General features: G+C 53.2%; 14 protein-coding genes and 1 tRNA gene. 3 read left to right on the top strand and 12 right to left on the bottom strand.

Annotated elements, in window-relative coordinates; translation table 11 throughout:
* Positions 1-67 precede the first annotated feature (67 nt).
* The 6 genes from lonB to MKY58_RS06065 form a co-directional block, all read right to left on the bottom strand.
* Positions 68-1,843, bottom strand: a complete 1,776-nt coding sequence (gene lonB, locus MKY58_RS06090) for an ATP-dependent protease LonB (RefSeq protein WP_339323869.1) — start codon at positions 1,841-1,843, stop codon at positions 68-70.
* 214 nt (positions 1,844-2,057) lie between these two features.
* Positions 2,058-3,155 (bottom strand): flavodoxin-dependent (E)-4-hydroxy-3-methylbut-2-enyl-diphosphate synthase, encoded by a 1,098-nt coding sequence (gene ispG, locus MKY58_RS06085; RefSeq protein WP_339323868.1) that lies wholly within the window; start codon positions 3,153-3,155, stop codon positions 2,058-2,060.
* A gap of 122 nt (positions 3,156-3,277) precedes the next feature.
* On the bottom strand, positions 3,278-4,534 hold the full coding sequence (clpX, locus tag MKY58_RS06080; RefSeq protein ID WP_160045113.1) for an ATP-dependent protease ATP-binding subunit ClpX: 1,257 nt from the start codon (positions 4,532-4,534) through the stop codon (positions 3,278-3,280).
* A gap of 12 nt (positions 4,535-4,546) precedes the next feature.
* Positions 4,547-5,137, bottom strand: coding sequence for an ATP-dependent Clp endopeptidase proteolytic subunit ClpP (clpP, locus tag MKY58_RS06075; RefSeq protein WP_036712979.1), 591 nt, complete (start codon positions 5,135-5,137; stop codon positions 4,547-4,549).
* A gap of 387 nt (positions 5,138-5,524) precedes the next feature.
* Positions 5,525-6,850: a trigger factor gene (gene tig / locus MKY58_RS06070; protein ID WP_339323867.1), complete on the bottom strand. Its 1,326-nt coding sequence runs from the start codon at positions 6,848-6,850 to the stop codon at positions 5,525-5,527.
* Positions 6,851-6,991: 141 nt separating this feature from the next.
* Positions 6,992-7,837: a hypothetical protein gene (locus MKY58_RS06065; protein WP_339323866.1), complete on the bottom strand. Its 846-nt coding sequence runs from the start codon at positions 7,835-7,837 to the stop codon at positions 6,992-6,994.
* A gap of 427 nt (positions 7,838-8,264) precedes the next feature.
* Here MKY58_RS06065 and MKY58_RS06060 point away from each other — a divergent pair.
* The 3 genes from MKY58_RS06060 to MKY58_RS06050 all read left to right on the top strand — a co-directional run bounded on the left by MKY58_RS06060 (position 8,265) and on the right by MKY58_RS06050 (position 11,495).
* Positions 8,265-8,338, top strand: a tRNA-Arg gene (locus tag MKY58_RS06060).
* Between the two features lie 1,100 nt (positions 8,339-9,438).
* Entirely contained in the window at positions 9,439-10,317 is an 879-nt protein-coding gene (gene galU / locus MKY58_RS06055) for a UTP--glucose-1-phosphate uridylyltransferase GalU (protein WP_339323865.1), read from the top strand.
* A gap of 53 nt (positions 10,318-10,370) precedes the next feature.
* Entirely contained in the window at positions 10,371-11,495 is a 1,125-nt protein-coding gene (locus MKY58_RS06050) for a glycosyltransferase family 8 protein (protein WP_339323864.1), read from the top strand.
* Positions 11,496-11,640: 145 nt separating this feature from the next.
* On the opposite strand, the gene MKY58_RS06045 is transcribed toward MKY58_RS06050, so the two are convergent.
* The 6 genes from MKY58_RS06045 to MKY58_RS06020 all read right to left on the bottom strand — a co-directional run bounded on the left by MKY58_RS06045 (position 11,641) and on the right by MKY58_RS06020 (position 19,350).
* Positions 11,641-13,458 (bottom strand): ABC transporter ATP-binding protein, encoded by a 1,818-nt coding sequence (locus MKY58_RS06045; RefSeq protein WP_339323863.1) that lies wholly within the window; start codon positions 13,456-13,458, stop codon positions 11,641-11,643.
* A complete protein-coding gene (locus tag MKY58_RS06040; RefSeq protein ID WP_339323862.1) occupies positions 13,451-15,196 on the bottom strand; it encodes an ABC transporter ATP-binding protein in 1,746 nt (581 codons plus the stop codon). The genes MKY58_RS06045 and MKY58_RS06040 overlap by 8 nt, the downstream gene beginning before the upstream one ends.
* A gap of 393 nt (positions 15,197-15,589) precedes the next feature.
* A complete protein-coding gene (locus tag MKY58_RS06035; RefSeq protein ID WP_339323861.1) occupies positions 15,590-16,471 on the bottom strand; it encodes an AraC family transcriptional regulator in 882 nt (293 codons plus the stop codon).
* A 165-nt stretch (positions 16,472-16,636) separates the two neighbouring features.
* The gene (locus tag MKY58_RS06030) at positions 16,637-17,857 is read right to left on the bottom strand and encodes an MFS transporter (RefSeq protein WP_339323860.1); all 1,221 of its coding nucleotides are present in this window, start codon (positions 17,855-17,857) and stop codon (positions 16,637-16,639) included.
* Positions 17,850-18,563 carry a FadR/GntR family transcriptional regulator gene (locus MKY58_RS06025; protein WP_339323859.1) on the bottom strand — a complete coding sequence of 238 codons (714 nt, stop codon included), beginning with the start codon at positions 18,561-18,563 and terminating at the stop codon, positions 17,850-17,852. The genes MKY58_RS06030 and MKY58_RS06025 overlap by 8 nt, the downstream gene beginning before the upstream one ends.
* 151 nt (positions 18,564-18,714) lie before the next feature.
* Positions 18,715-19,350: a phosphatase PAP2 family protein gene (locus MKY58_RS06020; protein ID WP_339323858.1), complete on the bottom strand. Its 636-nt coding sequence runs from the start codon at positions 19,348-19,350 to the stop codon at positions 18,715-18,717.
* Between the last annotated feature and the right edge of the window lie 84 nt (positions 19,351-19,434).

Below are 19,434 nucleotides of genomic sequence, written 5' to 3'. Positions count from 1 at the left end.
CTCAGGTTATACACATCCGGTTTTATTTTAGCAAATGTTCACAGAAAACACCAATCATTCGGCATGCTTAACAGCTGCCCGCATCGCTGATTTGTCCCTGGCGGCCCGGCTTGGCCTGCAAAAACGAAGCGGCGGGGGCTTGCGGGAACATTTCGGGGGATGCGCTTTTTTCCAAGGCTTCGGCCGGCTCTTCCTGCGCCTGCACGATTGCTTCGGCAGCCGCCGGCTTTAGTTCCGTGCCGAATACGTGGAGGAACACTTCTTGTACGTTTTCGACCGGGATGACGCGATAGTCTTCCATATCTTCAAACAGCGTCTGCCAGTTTTCTTTCGGTATGATGACGGTCGTCGCCCCGGCCTGGAATGCAGCTTCGACTTTGGCGATGACGCCGCCGATCGGTTTGACCCGGCCGTGGATGCTGATTTCTCCGGTCATGGCGATCCGGTTGTCGACCGGCACGCCTTTGATTGCCGACATGATGGCCGTTGCCATGGCGATCCCCGCGGACGGCCCGTCGATCGGCGTGCCGCCCGGGAAGTTGATGTGCAAGTCGTAGTCGCTTGGTCTCAGCCCCATCGAACGAAGCACGGTCAGCACGTTTTCGACCGAACCTTTGGCCATGCTCTTCCGGCGCAGCGTGCGGGAATTGCCACCGATCTCCTCTTCCTCGACGACGCCGGTAATGTTGTACGTGCCTTTTCCCGGAGCAACCGGCACGGCGGTCACTTCGATTTCAAGCAGTGCCCCCATGTTCGGGCCGTATACGGCAAGGCCGTTCACGAGGCCGACCTGCGGCCGGTCGGGCACTTTGCGGTCCGGACGCGGCTGAAGCTGGCTGCTGCTGGCTACCCACTCGACATCGGAAGCGGCCAGCGAATCCCTTTTTTCGGTCAGGGCAAGGCCGGCAGCAAGCTGTATGATATTGACGGCTTCGCGGCCGTTCGTCGCGTATTGCTTCACGACTTCGACCGCCTCCGGGCAAGGCTTGAGCCCGATTTTCTGAATGGCGTCCTCCGCGATCCGTCCGATTTCGTCCGGCAGCAGCGGACGGAAATAAATTTCCATGCAGCGCGAGCGAAGCGCCGGCGGGAGTTCATGCGGGGAACGCGTCGTTGCGCCTACAAGACGGAAATCGGCAGGAAGCCCGTTTTGGAAAATGTCGTGGACATACGCAGGCGTATTGCTGTCCTCCGAATTGTAGTATGCGCTCTCGAGCAGCACTTTACGGTCCTCGAGGACTTTTAACAACTTATTCATTTGGATCGGATGCAATTCCCCGATTTCGTCGACGAACAAAATCCCGCCATGGGCTTTCGTCACGGCTCCCGGCTTCGGCTGCGGAATGCCCGCCACCCCCATCGAGCCGGCCCCTTGGTATATCGGATCATGCACGGAGCCGATCAAAGGATCGGCAATGCCCCGCTCGTCAAAACGGGCCGTCGTCGCATCGATTTCCGTAAATTTGGCGTCGGGTTTAAAAGGCGATGCCGGATTGCGTTTCGCTTCTTCCATCACGACGCGCGCTGCGGCGGTTTTGCCGACCCCCGGCGGTCCATATATAATGACATGCTGCGGATTGCCGCTGCACAAGGCGGCTTTTAATGCGCGCAAACCGTCCTTTTGCCCGACGATGTCCTGAAGCGACTGCGGTCTCGTTTTTTCGGCCAGCGGTTTCGTCAGCGAGATGGAACGCAGCTTCCGCAGCTTATCCATTTCTTTGCGGGATTCCCGGTCGACGGCGGTGCGGTTGGTCTTTTGACCGCGCAGCAAATTCCAAAAATAGATGCCGATGATGACGGCAAAGAAAAATTGAACCAACATCATGATCATGCTTAAATTCATGTCAAAACCCTCCCGTTTCTCTTCCATGGCCAGATTCCCCATCTTTTTTGTACCTACGGGTTGGCCTGATACATGGTAGTATAGCCGTTTCACACCTGCGTAAACGCAAATCGGACGGATTTATGGGGATATTTTTATATTCTCGCAAAATCCGCAAAAAAAAAAGCCGCATGGCCTTTTCGAAAAAAGGCCATGCGGCTTCCTGGTTCTAGCTTTAATGCTTGCGTCCCGGAATTTTTCCGGTTTCCTCGTATACTTTTACGATTTCGTCGATCTCTTTCTTCAGTTCGTCCACCATTTCCGCTTCCGGAACTTTGCGGATCATTTCCCCGTAGCGGAATAGGAGTCCTTCCCCGCGTCCGCCGGCGATACCGATGTCCGCCTCGCGCGCTTCCCCCGGACCGTTTACCGCGCAGCCGAGCACCGAAACTTTGATCGGTACTTTCAGCTTCGAAATGTAAGCCTCGACTTCGTTGGCGATCGAAAACAAATCGATGTCGAGTCTGCCGCAGGTCGGGCAGGAAACGAGCGTCGCCGCATTGGAGATGAGGCCGAACGCTTTAAGCAGCTCCCGGGCGACTTTTATTTCCTCGACGGGGTCTGCGCTAAGCGAAATGCGGATCGTGCTGCCGATCCCCATCGCCAGAAGGGCGCCGAGGCCGGCCGAGCTTTTGATCGTACCGGAGAACAACGTTCCCGATTCGGTGATGCCCAGATGGAGCGGATACGGAATGACTTCCGCCGCCCGGCGGTAAGCTTCGATCGCCATCGGCACGTCGGATGCCTTCAGCGATACGATGATGTCGTGGAAATCGAGGTCTTCCAAAATTCCAATATGGTACAGGGCGCTTTCCACCATCGCTTCCGGCGTCGGGTAGCCGTATTTCTCCAGCAAATGGCTTTCGAGCGAACCTGCGTTAACGCCGATGCGGATCGGAATGCCGCGCTCCTTGCACGCTTTTACGACCGCTTCGACTTTTTCGCGGCTGCCGATGTTGCCCGGATTGATCCGGACTTTGTCGATGCCGTTTTCGATCGCTTTAAGCGCGAGCTGGTAGTTAAAATGAATATCCGCGACAAGCGGGATATGAATCCGTTTTTTGATTTCCTTGATCGCTTCGGCAGCTTCGTTGTTGTTGACCGTCACGCGCACGAGCTGGCAGCCGGCTTCCTCCAGGCGGAGAATTTCGGCAACCGTCGCTTCGACGTTTGCGGTTTTGGTGGTGCACATGCTTTGAATGACGACTTCATTGCTGCCGCCGATCGTCAAATTACCGACTTTTACAGGTCTTGTATCTTGTCTCAAAAACATGGTTTGTTCTCTCCCATAACGCCAAGACTCCACCCCTGCCCCTTTGGCGTTGGCAGCCTAAGGGGCGGAAGTGGAGAACCGGCAATGAATTTCGGAAAACGGTGCGTAGCTGCCCTGCGGGCTTAGGCGCTTTCCTCTTGTTTATTCTCTTTCTTGCTGAGCAGTTCAGGGACGATTTTTTCCTTCACGACCTGCTCCGTAATGACGCAGTCTTTGATATCGTCGCGGGAAGGAACCTCGTACATGACGTCCAGCATGATGCCTTCGATGATCGCTCGGAGGCCGCGGGCGCCGGTATTGCGCTTGATCGCTTCCCTGGCGATGGCTTCGAGGGCTTCCGGCTCAAAGGTCAGCTTGACGTTATCCATTTCAAGCAGCTTTTGGTACTGCTTCGTCAGCGCGTTTTTCGGCTCGGAAAGGATGCGCACGAGCGTCTTTTCATCCAGCGGCTCCAGCGTGGAGATGACGGGAAGACGTCCGACGAATTCCGGAATGAGGCCGAATTTCAGCAGGTCTTCCGGAAGCACCAGGCCGAGGTATTCCCCAGGTTTCAGGTCCTTCTGGTTTTCGCCCATCGCGTTGAAGCCGATGACTTTTTTGCCGATCCGGCGTTTGATCATTTGCTCCAGGCCGTCAAAGGCACCGCCGCAGATGAACAAAATGTTCGTCGTATCGATTTGGATGAATTCCTGATGCGGATGCTTGCGTCCTCCTTGCGGCGGAACGGAAGCGACCGTGCCTTCAAGAATTTTGAGGAGGGCCTGCTGCACGCCTTCTCCGGAAACGTCGCGCGTAATCGAAGGATTTTCGGATTTGCGGGCGACTTTATCGATTTCATCAATATAAATAATGCCACGTTCGGCTTTCTCCACGTCGTAATCCGCAGCTTGGATCAGCTTCAGCAAAATGTTCTCCACGTCTTCGCCGACATAACCGGCTTCTGTGAGGGACGTTGCGTCCGCGATCGCAAACGGCACGTTCAAAATTTTGGCCATCGTTTGGGCAAGCAACGTTTTACCGGAACCGGTAGGACCGAGCAGGAGAATGTTGCTCTTTTGCAGCTCGACGTCTTCGATTTTGCTGCCGGTATTGATCCGTTTGTAGTGGTTATAAACGGCAACGGACAGCGACTTTTTCGCTTGTTCCTGGCCAATGACGTATTGGTCGAGGATATCGCAAATTTCCTTCGGTTTCGGAATGTCCTTCAAATCCAGCTCTTCGTCATGACCGAGCTCCTCTTCCACGATCTCCGTGCACAGCTCGATGCATTCATCGCATATATAAACACCGGGTCCCGCAACAAGTTTGCGGACTTGTTCCTGGGATTTCCCGCAAAAAGAGCATTTCAGCTGCCCTTTTTCATCGTTAAATTTAAACATGTAAACACCCCTTTAAGATTTAATCGGTGAAGTGAGAACCTCGTCGACGATACCGTACGCTTTCGCTTCCTCCGCGCTCATGAAAAAGTCACGATCCGTGTCGCGTTCAATTTTTTCAAGGGGCTGACCTGTGCGTTCCACGTATATTTGATTGAGCTTTTGTCTCGTTTTAATGATCCAGCTCGCGTGAATCTGGATGTCGGCTGCCTGCCCTTGAACTCCGCCCAGCGGCTGGTGAATCATCACTTCGCTGTTGGCCAAAGCATAACGTTTGCCCGGCGCACCCGCTGTCAGCAGAAGGGAGCCCATGCTCGCCGCCATGCCTACGCAGATGGTGGATACGTCAGGTTTAATGTATTGCATCGTATCGTATATACCCATCCCTGCAGTAACCGAACCACCGGGAGAATTGATATACAAATGGATATCCTTCTCAGGATCTTCGGCAGCAAGGAACAATAGCTGTGCTATGACGAGATTGGCTACATCATCGTCGATCGCATTGCTGAGGAAAATGATGCGGTCCTTCAGCAATCTGGAGTAAATATCGTAAGATCTCTCGCCCCGACTGGTTTGCTCTACAACCATAGGTATCAGACTCATGTGTCCAACCTCTTTTCCGTTTAAAGATGTAATGCGTGCATCCATTCAGGCTTACAGCATTATTCTAACATGTTCAAAGCTTGATGTCATTTTTCACTTTATAACCCGCAGTACAGTGTATGAACCCGTTCAGGAAAAATAGCCCTTCCATAGGCTTTGACGCTTGTATGTATCAGGATGTTGCATGATCCGCCTCCATGCATCTCCTCATCATTCCGGCCGAAGAGTGAATAATATCCATTTTATACATTGTTTATGAATAAAATGGATAATCCTAGTTAAAAATAAGGCACGCAATGGAATATACGTGCCTTATCTCTATGGATCCATCCGAAAGCGTAACGACAAGATGCCATGCCTTCAGATGGGTTATGCTCTTTGCGGAAATTATTCTGCTTTTTCTTCAGCAGGCGCTTCGCTTGCTTCGACTTCCTTGCTGTTTTCAACGAGGAGATCCACCGTTTTGCGAAGCGAAATTTCTTCACGCAGGCTGCCCAGCGTTCCGTTTGCCGCCAAAATGTTGCGGATTTCGTCGGCGGAACGTTTGTAGGCTTCAGCCATCGTTTCGAGTTCTTTATTGATGTCTTCTTCGGTCACTTCGATGTTCTCTTCTTTGGCGATTTGCTCGAGAACGAGGTTGTTGCGAACGCGTTTTTCGGCGTCGTCCTTCATTTGCTCTTGCAGATCGGCCGTTGTTTGGCCGGAGAAGCTCAGGAACATTTCAAGGTTCATGCCTTGGCTGCGAAGACGGTTGTCAAAATCGCGCATCATGTTTTGAATTTCGCTGTCGATCATCGCTTGCGGAATGTCCACTTCGGCGTTTTCGGAAACTTTGTCTACGACTGCAGCTTCTTTTTTGCCTTTAGCTTCTTGTTCCTTGCGGGAAAGAAGTTCTTTTTTCAGATCTTCTTTGTATTCGTTCAGCGTTTCGAATTCACTGACGTCTTTGGCAAATTCGTCGTCCAGCTCAGGCAGCTGTTTGCGTTTGATTTCGTGAACTTTCACTTTGAACACGGCTTGTTTGCCGGCCAGTTCTTCCGCATGGTAGGTTTCAGGGAACGTAACTTCAACGTCCTTGAAGTCGCCCGTTGCCATGCCGACAACCTGCTCTTCGAATCCAGGAATGAACGTGCCGCTTCCAAGCTCGAGGGAATAACGTTCTGCTTTGCCGCCTTCGAACGGATTGCCGTCCACGTAACCGTCAAAGTCGATAACGGCGATGTCGCCGTTTTGAGCCGCACCTTCGTCGATCACAACGAGTTCCGCATGACGCTCTTGCAGGCGTTTCAATTCTTCGTTCACTTCTTCGTCGGTTACTTCGACTTTTTCCACAGGCACTTCTACGCCTTTGTATGCGCCGAGCGTAACTTCAGGTTTAACCGTTACTTTGGCTTTGAACTTGAAGGCTTGTCCTTTGGCGAATTGGTCGATTTCGACTTCAGGGCGGTCTACAGGGAAGATGTCCGTTTCGTTAACGGCTTCCGTGTAAACTTCCGGAAGAAGGATGTCGATCGCGTCTTGGTACAAAGCTTCCACGCCGTAGCGCGCTTCGAAAATCGGGCGCGGCACTTTGCCTTTGCGGAATCCAGGCACGCTCGCTTTTTTGACTACTTTATTAAAGGCTTTGTCAAGAGCCTCGGATACGCGTTCCGCTTCGACTTCGACTTCAAGAACGCCAAGGTTCTTCTCTATTTTTTCCCAGGTTGCTTTCATTTTATGCTTTCCCCTCCAAAAATATTTCACATGGTCATTGGTTTAACACGCACAGAATAACCACTATAGTATAAACAAGATTGTACCCTTTTTCAAGGGCATCCCTAAGGCAAAGTCTTCAGGCAGGGCTTCCTGTTTTTTCTATGTATCGGTTCCTGCGGCCGCAAACTGTCTCATCGTGCGATATGCCTGTTCAAAACGAAAGCGCATCGTGTCGGTCACGCCGTACAAATGCCTGATGTCCTCGTCGCTGCGGCTGCCCGTCAGCGTTTCGGATACGATCTGGTGCAGCGCGGCCGCCCAGATGTCGATCGTTTCGTCATCATGTTCGTCGACGATGGAATGGTAGTCGTCCGTTCCGTATATGGCCATAATAAACTGCGTCCACATCTCCTGCGCAAAATAATAGAGCGTCGGCTCCTGTACTTCCGTTTGTTCGGCTACCCGTTCCGTAATAAGCCCGATTTGGGGCGGAAACTCTTCGGGACTCAGCGGCACGGCTTCGAGGTCGATGTCGGCCCGCTCCTGCCCGCGGAGCAGTTCGATGCTTCCCTGCGTCCCGCGTTTGCGCAGCGTCTGCAGGACGCGGAATTGCAGCAGCGGATGCAAGGGCCGGCTCTGCAGCCAATCCACGAGCGCTTGGTCGATATCTGCGCCTTCGAGATAGGAAAGCTGCTCAAGGGCAAGCAGATTTTGCTCGCTGAACGGTTCCTGCTGGGCCGTATGCAGCAGCTTATCGGCATAAAAGCGGTCTTCCGCAAGCTTGGCCCGGACGTTCTGCCGTTTCATGTCGTCCTCGCTCGGTTCTTCTGCGGCCTCTTCCGCATCTCCGGGTTCCTTTTTTCCTTGCCCCGAATGGGGAAAGGCGGCTTCGAGCCATTCCAGCAGCGCGCGCCATTCGTCGTAATGCCGCTGATCCTGCCCCTGACACTGGAGCAAAAAACGCAAAAGATCCATGGCTTCCCCGTACCGTTCGTTTTCCAGCATGACCGTCAGCTGAATCTGATAGAAGTCGAGCGTCTTTGGAAAGAGGATGATGTTGTCTTTTACGGGGAATTCGGATTCGTTGATAGGGGATTCCTCCTTTCTGTCCGTTTAGCCTCAATTAATTGTTGATTATAGCATAACCCTGCCGCACATGAAAAAAACGGCCGGAAATCGATGCGATTTTTCATCATGCTGGGTAAAAGGATGCCGGAATGAAAAGAATTGCGTTCCAAATCGATGCCGAGCCTAAGGTGCCGTTCTTTTTGGATGGACTGAACATATTATAGAACATAATGATCATGCCCTGTTATGGAAAAATTTCTTCTATAATGATTTTAACCCTAAATTTTTTTGCTAATTTATATCAATTTCATATTGTAAAACTCTTGTCCATATGTTATGATATTTCTTGCTTGAAATTTTTTATGTCCCAGTAGCTCAGCAGGATAGAGCAACGGCCTTCTAAGCCGTCGGTCGGGGGTTCGAATCCCTCCTGGGACGTACAAAGCCACTCATTGGAGTGGCTTTTTTTAATTTCCGGGGGATTCGAACCAGGTTCGTCGGAGCGTCATCTTCGCAAGCTTCCGCTTCGCAGTCAGCCCGGTGGGCTGCATCCCGGCCCGGGACGTACAAAGCCACTCATTGGAGTGGCTCAGGCTGTCGAGAAACCCACGTCTTGGAGACGCTGGGTTTCTCTTTTTTTCTTTGCAGTTGCTAAAAAGCCAAAGCAAAGCCCCTTAAAAAAGTTGTCTGATTTACTATTGACAGTCCAGTAAAAAGACCATTGAACGCAAAGAGATATGAGGACCATGGAGAAAAATTGAATGTGAGGAGATTAGGGAATCGAGGGTACAATTGGACGCGAGGAGATGTAGTCGAGGTGAGGAGGCAAATCAAAGTAGGGAAGTAAATTTCTAACGATTGCCACAGCGGTTAATGCCGGGAATATGGAGGTTATGATCTTTTAACGGTTCTGGTTGACGTTATTTGGGCATTTTGGCCGAGTTTCATACGATAATTTTCCAAATAAGCTCATTGGTAACCGTTAGAACTTACAGAGAACCATTTTAAGCCACATAGGCGCTGTCACAACCGTTAGAATTTAAGAACAGCTTACGCGCAGTGATCAAATCTTGTTTGTGCCTCCGTAGACATTTCAGAGGATGATGAATTTCTCCATGAACTGCCCGGCGACGCTTGTCTGCCTACCCTTATCTGCTAAAATGCTTGTTACCGACGTCATTCTATAGATGCTTATCTGCGACACGTTCTACCCCTAACGAAAAATAGCAACTCCGTGGTGCTCTCCGTTCCTCCCCTATACGTCGAGGCCCCGCTCCCAGTGCTGGACCCGCCTCACTTGCAAGATTCATTCCTCAGCTCCGAAACAAAAACACTCATTGGAGTGGCTTTTTTAATTTCCGAGGGATTCGAACCCGGGTTCGTCGGAGTCGTTACACGCCACTCATTGGAGTGGCTTTTTTCGTTAAAAAGGACGCGCCATTCAATATTATTTGCACAACTAGACAAGTGTCCATTATTCTAAGTGCCTTTGAGAATATAATGGATCAAATATCACTGCGTCAAAGGAGGAGGACCGCTTGAAGATACGCAAAGCGATCATTCCGGCAGCAGGTTTTGGAACGCGGTTTCTTCCGGCCACAAAAGCAATTCCCAAGGAAATGCTTCCGATCATCGATAAACCCACCATCCAATTTATCATCGAAGAAGCCGCCGCTTCCGGAATTGAGGAAATTTTGGTCGTCACCGGAAAAGGAAAGAAGGTCATTGAAGATCATTTCGACTTTGCCCATGAGCTCGAATATTATTTGGAGCAAAAAGGAAAATTCGAGGACCTTCGCAAGGTAAGGGAATTCATGGGGAAAGCAGACATTCACTATATCCGCCAATCGGAACGCAAAGGACTTGGGCATGCCATAAGCGTCGGCAGAAAATTTGTCGGAGATGAGCCTTTTGCCGTTATGCTCGGAGATACCTTCTTCGAGGCGGAGCCCCCGGCCTTAAAACAGCTCATCAAAGGATTTGAAAGGTTTCAAACCTCGATTTTGGGGGTGCAGACCGTGGCGGCAGACAAGGTTTCGAGCTACGGAATCGCGGATGCCAAGCCGTTGATCGAGTCGTTCGCTTACGTGAACCGGTTAGTCGAAAAGCCTCCGGCAGGTACTACGCCCTCGCGGCTGGCCATTGTCGGCCGGTATATTTTAACCCCATCCATCTTTCATGTTTTGGAGAATCAGGCGCCGGGAGTCGGAGGCGAAATCCAGCTCACCGACGCTTTAAACCGGCTGTTGGCCAAGGAGGCTTTATACACCTGCGAAATCGACGGCCGTTGGCATGACGTAGGGGATCCGCTCGGTTATTTAAAAGCGATATTGAACATGACGGGGCAACGGGAAAACCTGAAGCATGACCTTCTGGACGAAATCACCCGGCTTTTGAAAGACAACCATCCGGAATAAACGCCTGCGAAAAGCACTGATTAAAAATGATTTAGGGAGAGGTGAGGGACCAGATGATCGAATTGGCTTTAGCTTTTAACGATAAAGATGGAAGCTACTCGGAGCATGCCGGCGTGGTTCTCGCATCGGTTTTCCGCCATACGGGTTCTCCGGTCAACGTTCATATCCTCCATGACGAGACATTAACGGAAGAAAACAAGAACCGGCTGACGGAGTTGGTTTCCGGATTCAACAACAATATCCAATTTTATCCGGTGACTATTCCTCCGGAAATGGCTGAGGCATTATCGGGAACAGGTTCGCTGGACCGCTGGACATGGGGAAGCTTGTACCGACTGCTGTTGCCGTCCTTGATCCAAGCGGATAAGGTTATTTACCTGGACTGCGATGTTTTAGTGAATATGGACATTGCGGAACTGTGGAATATCGATTTGAACGGCTATTATTTGGCGGCGGTCCGCGACCAGGGGATCCAGGGCATTGCAGGACTCGTCATGACCTATGGGCTAAATCCGGAAACCTATTTTAATTCCGGGGTCCTTGTATTCGCGCTGAACAATATACGCCAAAAAATGAACTGGTATGAAGAGACGTTACATTTTTGGCGGAGCTATCCCGGAACGACCATGCCGGATCAGGATGCATTGAATCATGTGTTCGGAGGAAATTCCCTCCTGCTGGATGAGCGATTTAACTCGTTCTTTCTCCCGGGCAGCGGGCAGGACTTAAACAACAAAATTGTCCACTTCGCCGGCGATACAAAAATGTGGGATCCCCAGTCCGAAGGATACGGCCTGTATCAGGAACTCCTCGGTCTGACCCCTTGGAAAACGCCGGTTGTCCCGCCGGCAACACCTAGAACAATCAAAAAAAGAAGGGTTGGCGCCCATGGAAGATATGACTTGGCAAAACCCAGAAACCGGAAGAAGCGTTTGGAAAGACGCCGGCCGATGCAAAGAACCAAACGGGTAAGAAAAATCAAACCTGCGGGAACGAAACGTCTCAAAACGATACGCTTTTCCTTGAATGCCCAGGCTCCGGGTACACGGCGAAAATCGAAAAGAACGGCAATGGCTCCCCGGATCTACCACGGGCGTATTCGAAGCAAAAAACAGGGCCCGAACCATATCCTTTGGTCTTCCAAAATGCCTGCCCCTCCTTTCCTGGTCTTGAGGTAACGAACATCCGGGTCAAAGGCCGGAAGCAGTGATGCATACAATCCTTCCCTAAAGCTGCTGACCGGGCCCGATCCAACATAAAAGCCGCTTCCGGTCGTACCGGAAACGGCTTCTTTTTTTGAAGGAAAAACGAAAGAGTCCCGTATCATTCCTCCTCCGACGCCTGCCTTGCGTGATGGTACAGCTGCTCGTAATAGCCGTGCATGGCGATCAGCTCATCATGCGTGCCCTCCTCCACCGCCCGGCCGTTTTTCATGACCAGGATGCGGTCGGCGTGCATGACCGTCGATAACCGGTGCGCGATGATCAGCGTCGTCCGGCCTTCTGATACGGTTTGCAGGGCGTTTTGCACCAGCTGTTCGGTCTGGGAATCCAGATGTGCCGTGGCCTCGTCCAGAATGAGAATTTTCGGCTCAAAAACCATGATCCGGGCAAAGGAGATCAGCTGCCGCTCGCCGGCCGACAACCCGCTTCCCCTTTCGGACAGCTTCGAATCGTAACCTTGGGGCATCCGCATGATCATGTCGTGAACGCCGACCTGACAGCAGGCCTCCATGACCTGCTCCCGGGTGATGTCTTCTTGGAAAAGCCTTACGTTATCCAGCACGCTGCCCGAAAACAGAAACGGCTCCTGCTGGATCAAACCGACCAGACGGTGCAGCTGCCGCTGCGGGATGTCGCGGATATCGACGCCGTCGATCCGGATGCTGCCCCGGTTGACGTCGTAAAAACGGTTCAGCAAGCTGATCAGCGTGCTTTTGCCGGCCCCCGTCGTTCCGACGATGCCGACCATCTCGCCTGCGGTCAAATGAAGATCCAAGTCGGGAATCACCGGGTCCGCCGGGTTATATCCGAAAGTCACATGGTTAAAATCCACCTTGCCGAGCGCCGTATCGGCCTTCAATTCCGCTTTGCGTTCGGGCCGCGGATCTTTGACCTCCGGCTCGGTGCTGAATATTTTCCAAATCCGGTCCATGGACACCATCGTCGATTGAAACGTGTTCCATTGCATCGTAATCTGGTTGATCGGCTGGAAAAACTGGCGGATATAGCTTGTAAAAGCGTATAAAACGCCCACCTCGACCGCATGGTCGAACACGGCCATGCCGCCGAGCCAGACGACCAGCACCAAAGCCAGGTTGCCCAAAATATCGAAGGTCCGGTTAAAAAGGACGTTGGCCCGCACCTCCCGCATATTGCCTTCCCAATAGCTCTGATTATGCTCATCGAACCGGCGCGTCTGCTCCTCTTCCTGCCGGAAGGCCTGGATCAGCCCCATGCCGGACAGGTTTTCGGCGATAAAGCCGATCAGCCGCGACAGGCGGCTGCGGGTCACCTGGTAAGCTTCGCGGAGATGGCGCCGGAACAGGAAGGCCACGAGGCCGATGACCGGAAGGATCGTCAGCGAATACCATGCCAGCGTCGCGTCGAGGCGGAACATGAAGTAAATGATGAGGACAAGCGTCATGCCGTCGCGGATCAGGCTGAGAAGCACCTGCGTGAAAAATTGGCTGATCGTCTCCGTATCGCTGGATACGTTCGTGACCAGACTGCCGCGGTGGACCTTATCAAAATACGACATCGACATTTTGGAGATATGATGGAACAAATCTTTCCGGAGTTTCGCCACGATGCTTTGTCCCGCAAACTGCAGCAGGTTGTTTTGCAAATAGGAAAACAAAAAGCTGACGATCGAGATTCCCAAGTATATGCCGGCCATCATCGCGATGTATCCGAATTCCGCCCGGCCTTTGGCCAAATGGTCGTCAATGACGATTTTGACGAGATACGGCTGCACCAAATCCGCCGAAATCCCCAGCAGGGCGCAAACGAAAATGGCGGCAAACGTCAGCTTATGCGGCCCCGCATATTTGAAGACATGTTTAAACGCATCCAGCGACTTGCCTTTCTGTTCATGGGACGTCGTTCTGCCGGCCGTCGCGGCCGCCGAAGAATTAGGCATGCTGCAATCCCTCCTGCTGCATCCGGTACAAGGAGGCGTACAATCCGTCGCGGCGGGCCATCAGCTGCTCATGGCTGCCGCGCTGCACGATGCGCCCCTCGTCCAGTACGATGATTTCGTCCGCGTGCTGCACGCTGCTGATCCGGTGAGCGATGATCAGGGTCGTTTTCCCCCGCCGTTCCCGGATCAAATTCCTCAAAATCCCCGACTCGGTGAGCGTATCCACCGCGCTCATGCTGTCGTCGAGAATAAGCAGCTCCGGCTTTTTCATCAGGCCCCGCGCCAGGCTGGCCCGCTGCCTTTGTCCGCCCGAAAGGGTCAACCCCCGTTCGCCCAGTTTGGTCTGGAAACCCTCCTTGAATGTGTTCACACTGTCCAGCAGCAAAGCCTGATCCGCTGCGCTGCGGATTTGCTGCATATTCGCCGAGCGGTCGCTGAACGCGATGTTGTCCGCGATGTCGGTGCTGAACAAAAAGCCGTCCTGCGGGACATAGCCGATTTTGCGCCGGAGCGTGTCCAGGGATACTTCCCTGATGTCCTCGCCGCTCACGCGGATGCTGCCTGCGGGAGGTTCGTAGATCCGAAGCAGCAGCTTGGCAAGGGTGGACTTGCCGCTGCCGGTCCGGCCGATCAGGCCGATCGTGCGTCCTTTGGGAATCGTAAAGCTGACATCCTTCAGCGCCTTGCCCGAAGCGCCGGGATACGCAAAATCCAAATGGCTGATTTCGATATCGCCGATGGAGCTGAGCTCGATCGCCGAATCATGGTCCCGGACGCTCGGCACCTCCGCCAGCAGGCGGTTCACCCGTTCCAGCGACGCGCCCGAACGCTGCATCATATTAATGACGTTGCCGATCTGCTGGAGCGGTCCCATTAGCATCCTTAAATAAAACGTCAGCGCCACGAAGCTGCCGAGGGACAGCTGATGCCGAATCGTCATGTACCCGCCGACCAGCAGCGACACGACCAGGGACAATGCCCCGAGAAACGGCAATATCACCTGAAACAACGAAGACATCCGCACCAAGCGCAGCTGCGCTTCCCGGACGCCGTCCACGGTGCCGTCAAATCTCCGCTGGGCGGTCTCCTCAATGGCGAACGTTTTCGTGACCCGGATTCCGCCGATCTGCTCATCGGCCGATTCGGTCATCGTCGCCAGATTTTCCTGAACCTTCATCGACCTTTCCCGGATTCGCGGGCCGAAATAGATGACCAGAAACGGGATCGCCACCAGCGGACCGACGCTGACCAGGATCAACGTGATCGGAATGCCCGTAATGAGCATCATCGCCACGCAGGAAATCACCATAAACACCGCGTTGGTCGTTTGCGTCACGCCGAAGGAGATCGCCTCGCGCACCGAGGTGACGTCGTTCATCACGTAACTGAGCAGCTTCCCGGTTCCCTGCCTGGAGAAAAAATCCTCGCTCAACCTGGAAAACTGGGCAAAAATGCGTCCGCGGGTCAAAAACTCGAACCGCCGTCCGAGCCTCATGATCGTATACTGCCCCAGCCCGAACATCACCCCGTAGGATACCGCGATGGCCAGCAGGATCAGGCTGTACTGAATGATTCCGTCCCGTCCCAGCGTCCCGTCCTTCAGCCCATCCGTTACCTTTCCCAGCATCTGGGGAAGCAAGGACTGGTCTACGTTGGATAAAATGATCAGAAGCACGGCGATCAAGTAGAGCAGCTTGTTTTCCTTCAGATAGCGGGTGAGAAGTTCAAAGTTTTTCAAAATGGTCGTCCCTCCTCATGCTGGATGTGTTATGTTCCCTTATCGATTCTTCACCTAAAATATAGCACAATTAAAAAAATCCGGGCCGCCGCCAAGCCGGTGACGCGGCCGCAAACCGTTGAGGCGGCTCGGTTTTTTCGCGGCAAAAAAAATTTACGGCTTATGAAAACGCTCTATTCGCGAATGTTCTTAGAAAGAGGAATCGAGGGCACGCATGCATGCATACGGCCGCAGCCCGGATTCGTGTGCGACTCAAATAGGATAGCGGCGACGAATAAACAAAAAAGGACCCGCGCTCCGCAGGAAAGGAATGCGGGCGCATGCCCATCCCTTCCATGCAGGGGAAGTCCTTTTTTTTCATCCATCACAAGGTTTCAAGGTGACGATCAGGGATCACACCGCCGTTTTTTTGGCGACGGGAATCCAGATTTCGCTCCGGAATGCCGGCGAGGAAGTGTCCTTGCTTTCGTTCCACAGCAGTTCCGGGCCTTCAACGGCTTCATACCCCGAAGACGGGAACCATTCGGAATAAATCCGCCCCCATACCGATTGCAGCGTTTCGGGAAAAGGACCGACCGCTTCGAACACGGCCCACGTCATGGCCGGCACCTCCAGCATCGACAGATGCTCAGGGCATTCGGCGGTTGTGGCCGCCCCGATGTAATGATCAAGCTCGCCCTGCTCTTCCATGCGGCCCTCCGAAAAATTCGCGGACGCGCTGATCAGCCCCTGAGGTTCAACGTTGGACAGCCTTTTCAGCAGGGTAATCGTCGTTTCGTCCAGGCTGGCCCACATGGAGGCGATTTCCGGATTGACGCCGCTGAACTTGATCGGGACCCTTTTCTTGAGCCCCACGATTCGAAATGCCTCTTTTTCCTCCAAACGATAGTTCATTTCTTCTCCCCCTTCAATGGATAAACGGAAGGTCATGGGTGGAAATGCTTTCAGCGGACGCCCTTGCTTTCGCGCCTCCGACGGGGCGATTCCATGCAGCTGCTGGAACGCCCTGGCGAACGAATCCGGCGAATGATACCCGTATTTGACGGCGGCATCGATCACCTTCATTGTTCCGGCGGCCAGGTCGATCGCTGCCAAAGTCAGGCGCCTGCGCCGAATGTATTCGGACAACGAAATGCCGGCCAGGAACGAAAACATTCTTTTAAAATGATATTCCGAGCACAACGCCAGCTGCGCCGCCTCTTGATAGTCGATGTCGCCGTCCAGGTTCTCTTCGATGTACCGGAGCGCCCGGTTCAAGTTTTGCAGCATATCCATTGGTTATGACCTCCTTTAATCTCATACTAACAGGATCAAGAAACGGGCATCCGACAATCCATGCACCGTTTTGCAGGGGCTCCTGGTCAGCCGAGACCCGCGTTTGTCTCTAGAATAAACGGCAGCCCTTATGAAGATGTTACTCTTCCGGGCTGCCGTCGTTCATTATTTATCTCCGATATAACGATTGCTTCCGGCTCCCCAACCCGCAAGCATATAGATGATGCCGGCCGCCATCAGCAAGATGATGGCTACCGTCCAGCTTCCGGTTACGTCGTGGACGAATCCGAACAGCAGCGGGCCAACCGCGGCCAATAAATAGCCGATCGATTGCGCCATTCCGGACAGCTCGGCTGCCTGCTGCGAATGATGCGTGCGAAGCACGAAAAACATCGTGGCCAGGCCAAAAGCGGACCCCGTCGCCATGCCGATCGGAATGACGGCGGCAGGCACCAGCGCCGCGACGCCGGTCATAAGCAGCGAGAATCCGATCATGAAGCACAGGAACGTAAGGAAGACAAGCAAACGCTGGTTCTTGAATTTGGCTGCCAGCACGGGCACGATAAACGTAACTGGCACGCTGAACAACTGCAACAGGGACAGCATCCAGCCTGCCGTCGAAGGACTCATGCCGCGTTCGGTCAAAATTTCGGGCAGCCAGGCGACCACGGAATAAAATACGAAAGATTGCAGTCCCATGACGATCGTGACCTGCCAAGCGAGCTTGGAGCCCCAAACGCCGCTTTTGCCCGAAACCTGCGCCTCGCCCGCCTGATGGCGGGAGCGCAGCTGCGGCAGCCAGACCAGCATCGCGATGGCCGAAAAGATGCCCCACATGACGAGCGATCCCCGCCACCCCGAATGCAGATGGGAAGCGACCGGGACGCTGATCCCCGAAGCCACCGCCGCAAAAATGTTCATCGATACCGAATAAATCCCCGTCATGACGCCCGTCCGCAGCGGGAAGTCCCGTTTGATCAAGCTTGGAAGCAGCACGTTGCTGAGCGCGATGCCGACGCCAAGCAAAATGGTACCCGCAAACAACGCGGCCAGCGACGGAATAAAGCGTAATAACACGCCCGCAGTCACGGCGAAAACGCCGAGAAACAACGTCCGCTCCATCCCCCAGCTGCGCGAAATTTTGGGTGCGAGCGGAGAAATGACCGCAAAGGCCAGAAGCGGAAACGTGGTCAGCAATCCGGCAAGCGTGTGGGACATGCCCATATCGCTGCGGATCGTTTCGATCAGCGGTCCCACCGCCGTGATCGGGGACCGGAGCGTCGTGGCGATCATGACGATCCCGAGCAGCAGCACCGCCGCCTTCACGCCGGTGGATGCGGCAGGATCGGTGTTTTGTTGAAATTTCGTTTCGGTTGCGTTATTCATGATGTGTTTTGTTTCCCCCTTGTATCTCTTTTAGCAATACGGTGCGCGAAGCGTCAAGATAGTCGCGGACAGCCTCCGCCGATCGGCTTTCGTCCTGCGCGACGATGGCTTCGATCAGCCGGGCGTTCAGCTCCGAATGAAGCTCCAACAAACACAGGTGGCTGCTGCCGTAACTCACCACCTGCCGGACGGATTCGCTGATGGAATCGTACAGGTCGCTCAAAATCGAATTATGCGCGGCCGCGATCATCTCTTTGTGAAATTCGTAATCCGCCCGGATGTAACCTTCGATATCCCCGGCAGCTTCCGCACGGATGCATGCCTCATAAGCCGAACGGATTCGGACGATATCCTCGGGCGTACGCCGGAGCGCCGCCAATCGAGCTCCCTCCTGCTCCAAAGCCGACCGGACTTCAAGCGTTTCGCTCAGCTTCGACCGTTCCAATCTCCGCGTCAATGCCGGCGCCAAGCTGCTGGCAGAGCACACATAGGTTCCATCCCCCTGCCTTGTCCGGAGCATGCCCGCATGGATCAGCGCGTGAATCGCTTCGCGGATCGTGTTCCGGCTGACGCCAAGCTCCTTGACGAGCTCGGGTTCCGCGGGAATGCGTTCGCCGACCGGCCATGTCCCGTCTTCGATAAGCCGCTCGAGCTGGGCGGCGATTTGTTCGACCAACGTTTGTTTCGTCGGGCGTTGAAGTGTCATCGGCAATTCCTCCAAACATCGGATGTTTGGTTCGATTATAACACTATTTTCATATCCATGCTATCTTCCAGAAAAAATTTCGAAAATCCGATGTAAACAACAAAAAAAAGACCGCTTTTCAAAGCAGCCTTTTTCAAAGAAATGGATCCTATTATGCCTGCAATTCTCGGCGTTCCGCCGCCACTTTGTTTTTATGCAGGGCAGGAAGCTTGATGAACAGAAAATTGTAAATTTCGACAAGAGCGATCGCGCCGATGACGTCCATGATGACGTGTTGTTTGATAAACAAGGTCGATAAAATAATAAGCAGCGACATGCCGGTGATCAAAGCGGCGTTTTTGCGGTTGCGCGCCGGGCTATGCCATATCATCCGCATCACCATGTAGCTGGAGAAGCAGTGAATGCTCGGAAAACAGTTAAACGGTTGGTCCCGTTTGTAAATGAACCGCATCAGCATCGCAAACGGATCGTCCCCGACGACGACGGGCCGCGGCACGGTCGTTTGAAACACCAGATAAATGACGTAACACGTAAGGGCGCAGACCGTGTACAACAAGATGGAACGGTAGAACGACGGCCGGTCCTTGAAAAAGAAATACACGATGCACACATAGATGTAAAAAATCCAGACTCCGTACGGGAGCGCAAAATATTTAATGAACGGCGTTGCCTGGTCCAATGGCGTGACAAGCGAATAGACGTTGTCCGTCGGCTGGTTTACCAGTTGATAAAGGCTCCCGAGCACGGGAAAAACAAGCATCAATAAAAGAGGAGCCCAGCGTTGCATCGGCCTAGGGATCCTGTTTTTTAGCCAAGACATGGGATCAATACCTTTCCAATTTCGAAATCGGGTCATCGGACAACCGCTTTT

Source organism: Paenibacillus sp. FSL W8-0194, assembly GCF_037969745.1.
In the GTDB taxonomy this organism is placed as follows: domain Bacteria; phylum Bacillota; class Bacilli; order Paenibacillales; family Paenibacillaceae; genus Paenibacillus_AQ; species Paenibacillus_AQ cookii.
The sequence above is the reverse complement of the archived record's forward strand: the minus strand, read 5'-3'. Positions and strand labels throughout refer to the sequence as shown.

Bases quoted from the DNA above. Each gene is read 5' to 3' on its own strand.
- lonB (WP_339323869.1), bottom strand. From the start codon at position 1,843: ATGAATTTAAGCATGATCATGATGTTGGTTCAATTTTTCTTTGCCGTC.
- ispG (WP_339323868.1), bottom strand. From the start codon at position 3,155: ATGTTTTTGAGACAAGATACAAGACCTGTAAAAGTCGGTAATTTGACG.
- clpX (WP_160045113.1), bottom strand. From the start codon at position 4,534: ATGTTTAAATTTAACGATGAAAAAGGGCAGCTGAAATGCTCTTTTTGC.
- clpP (WP_036712979.1), bottom strand. From the start codon at position 5,137: ATGAGTCTGATACCTATGGTTGTAGAGCAAACCAGTCGGGGCGAGAGA.
- tig (WP_339323867.1), bottom strand. From the start codon at position 6,850: ATGAAAGCAACCTGGGAAAAAATAGAGAAGAACCTTGGCGTTCTTGAA.
- MKY58_RS06065 (WP_339323866.1), bottom strand. From the start codon at position 7,837: ATGCTGGAAAACGAACGGTACGGGGAAGCCATGGATCTTTTGCGTTTT.
- MKY58_RS06050 (WP_339323864.1), top strand. From the start codon at position 10,371: ATGATCGAATTGGCTTTAGCTTTTAACGATAAAGATGGAAGCTACTCG.
- MKY58_RS06045 (WP_339323863.1), bottom strand. From the start codon at position 13,458: ATGCCTAATTCTTCGGCGGCCGCGACGGCCGGCAGAACGACGTCCCAT.
- MKY58_RS06035 (WP_339323861.1), bottom strand. From the start codon at position 16,471: ATGGATATGCTGCAAAACTTGAACCGGGCGCTCCGGTACATCGAAGAG.
- MKY58_RS06030 (WP_339323860.1), bottom strand. From the start codon at position 17,857: ATGAATAACGCAACCGAAACGAAATTTCAACAAAACACCGATCCTGCC.
- MKY58_RS06025 (WP_339323859.1), bottom strand. From the start codon at position 18,563: ATGACACTTCAACGCCCGACGAAACAAACGTTGGTCGAACAAATCGCC.
- MKY58_RS06020 (WP_339323858.1), bottom strand. From the start codon at position 19,350: ATGCAACGCTGGGCTCCTCTTTTATTGATGCTTGTTTTTCCCGTGCTC.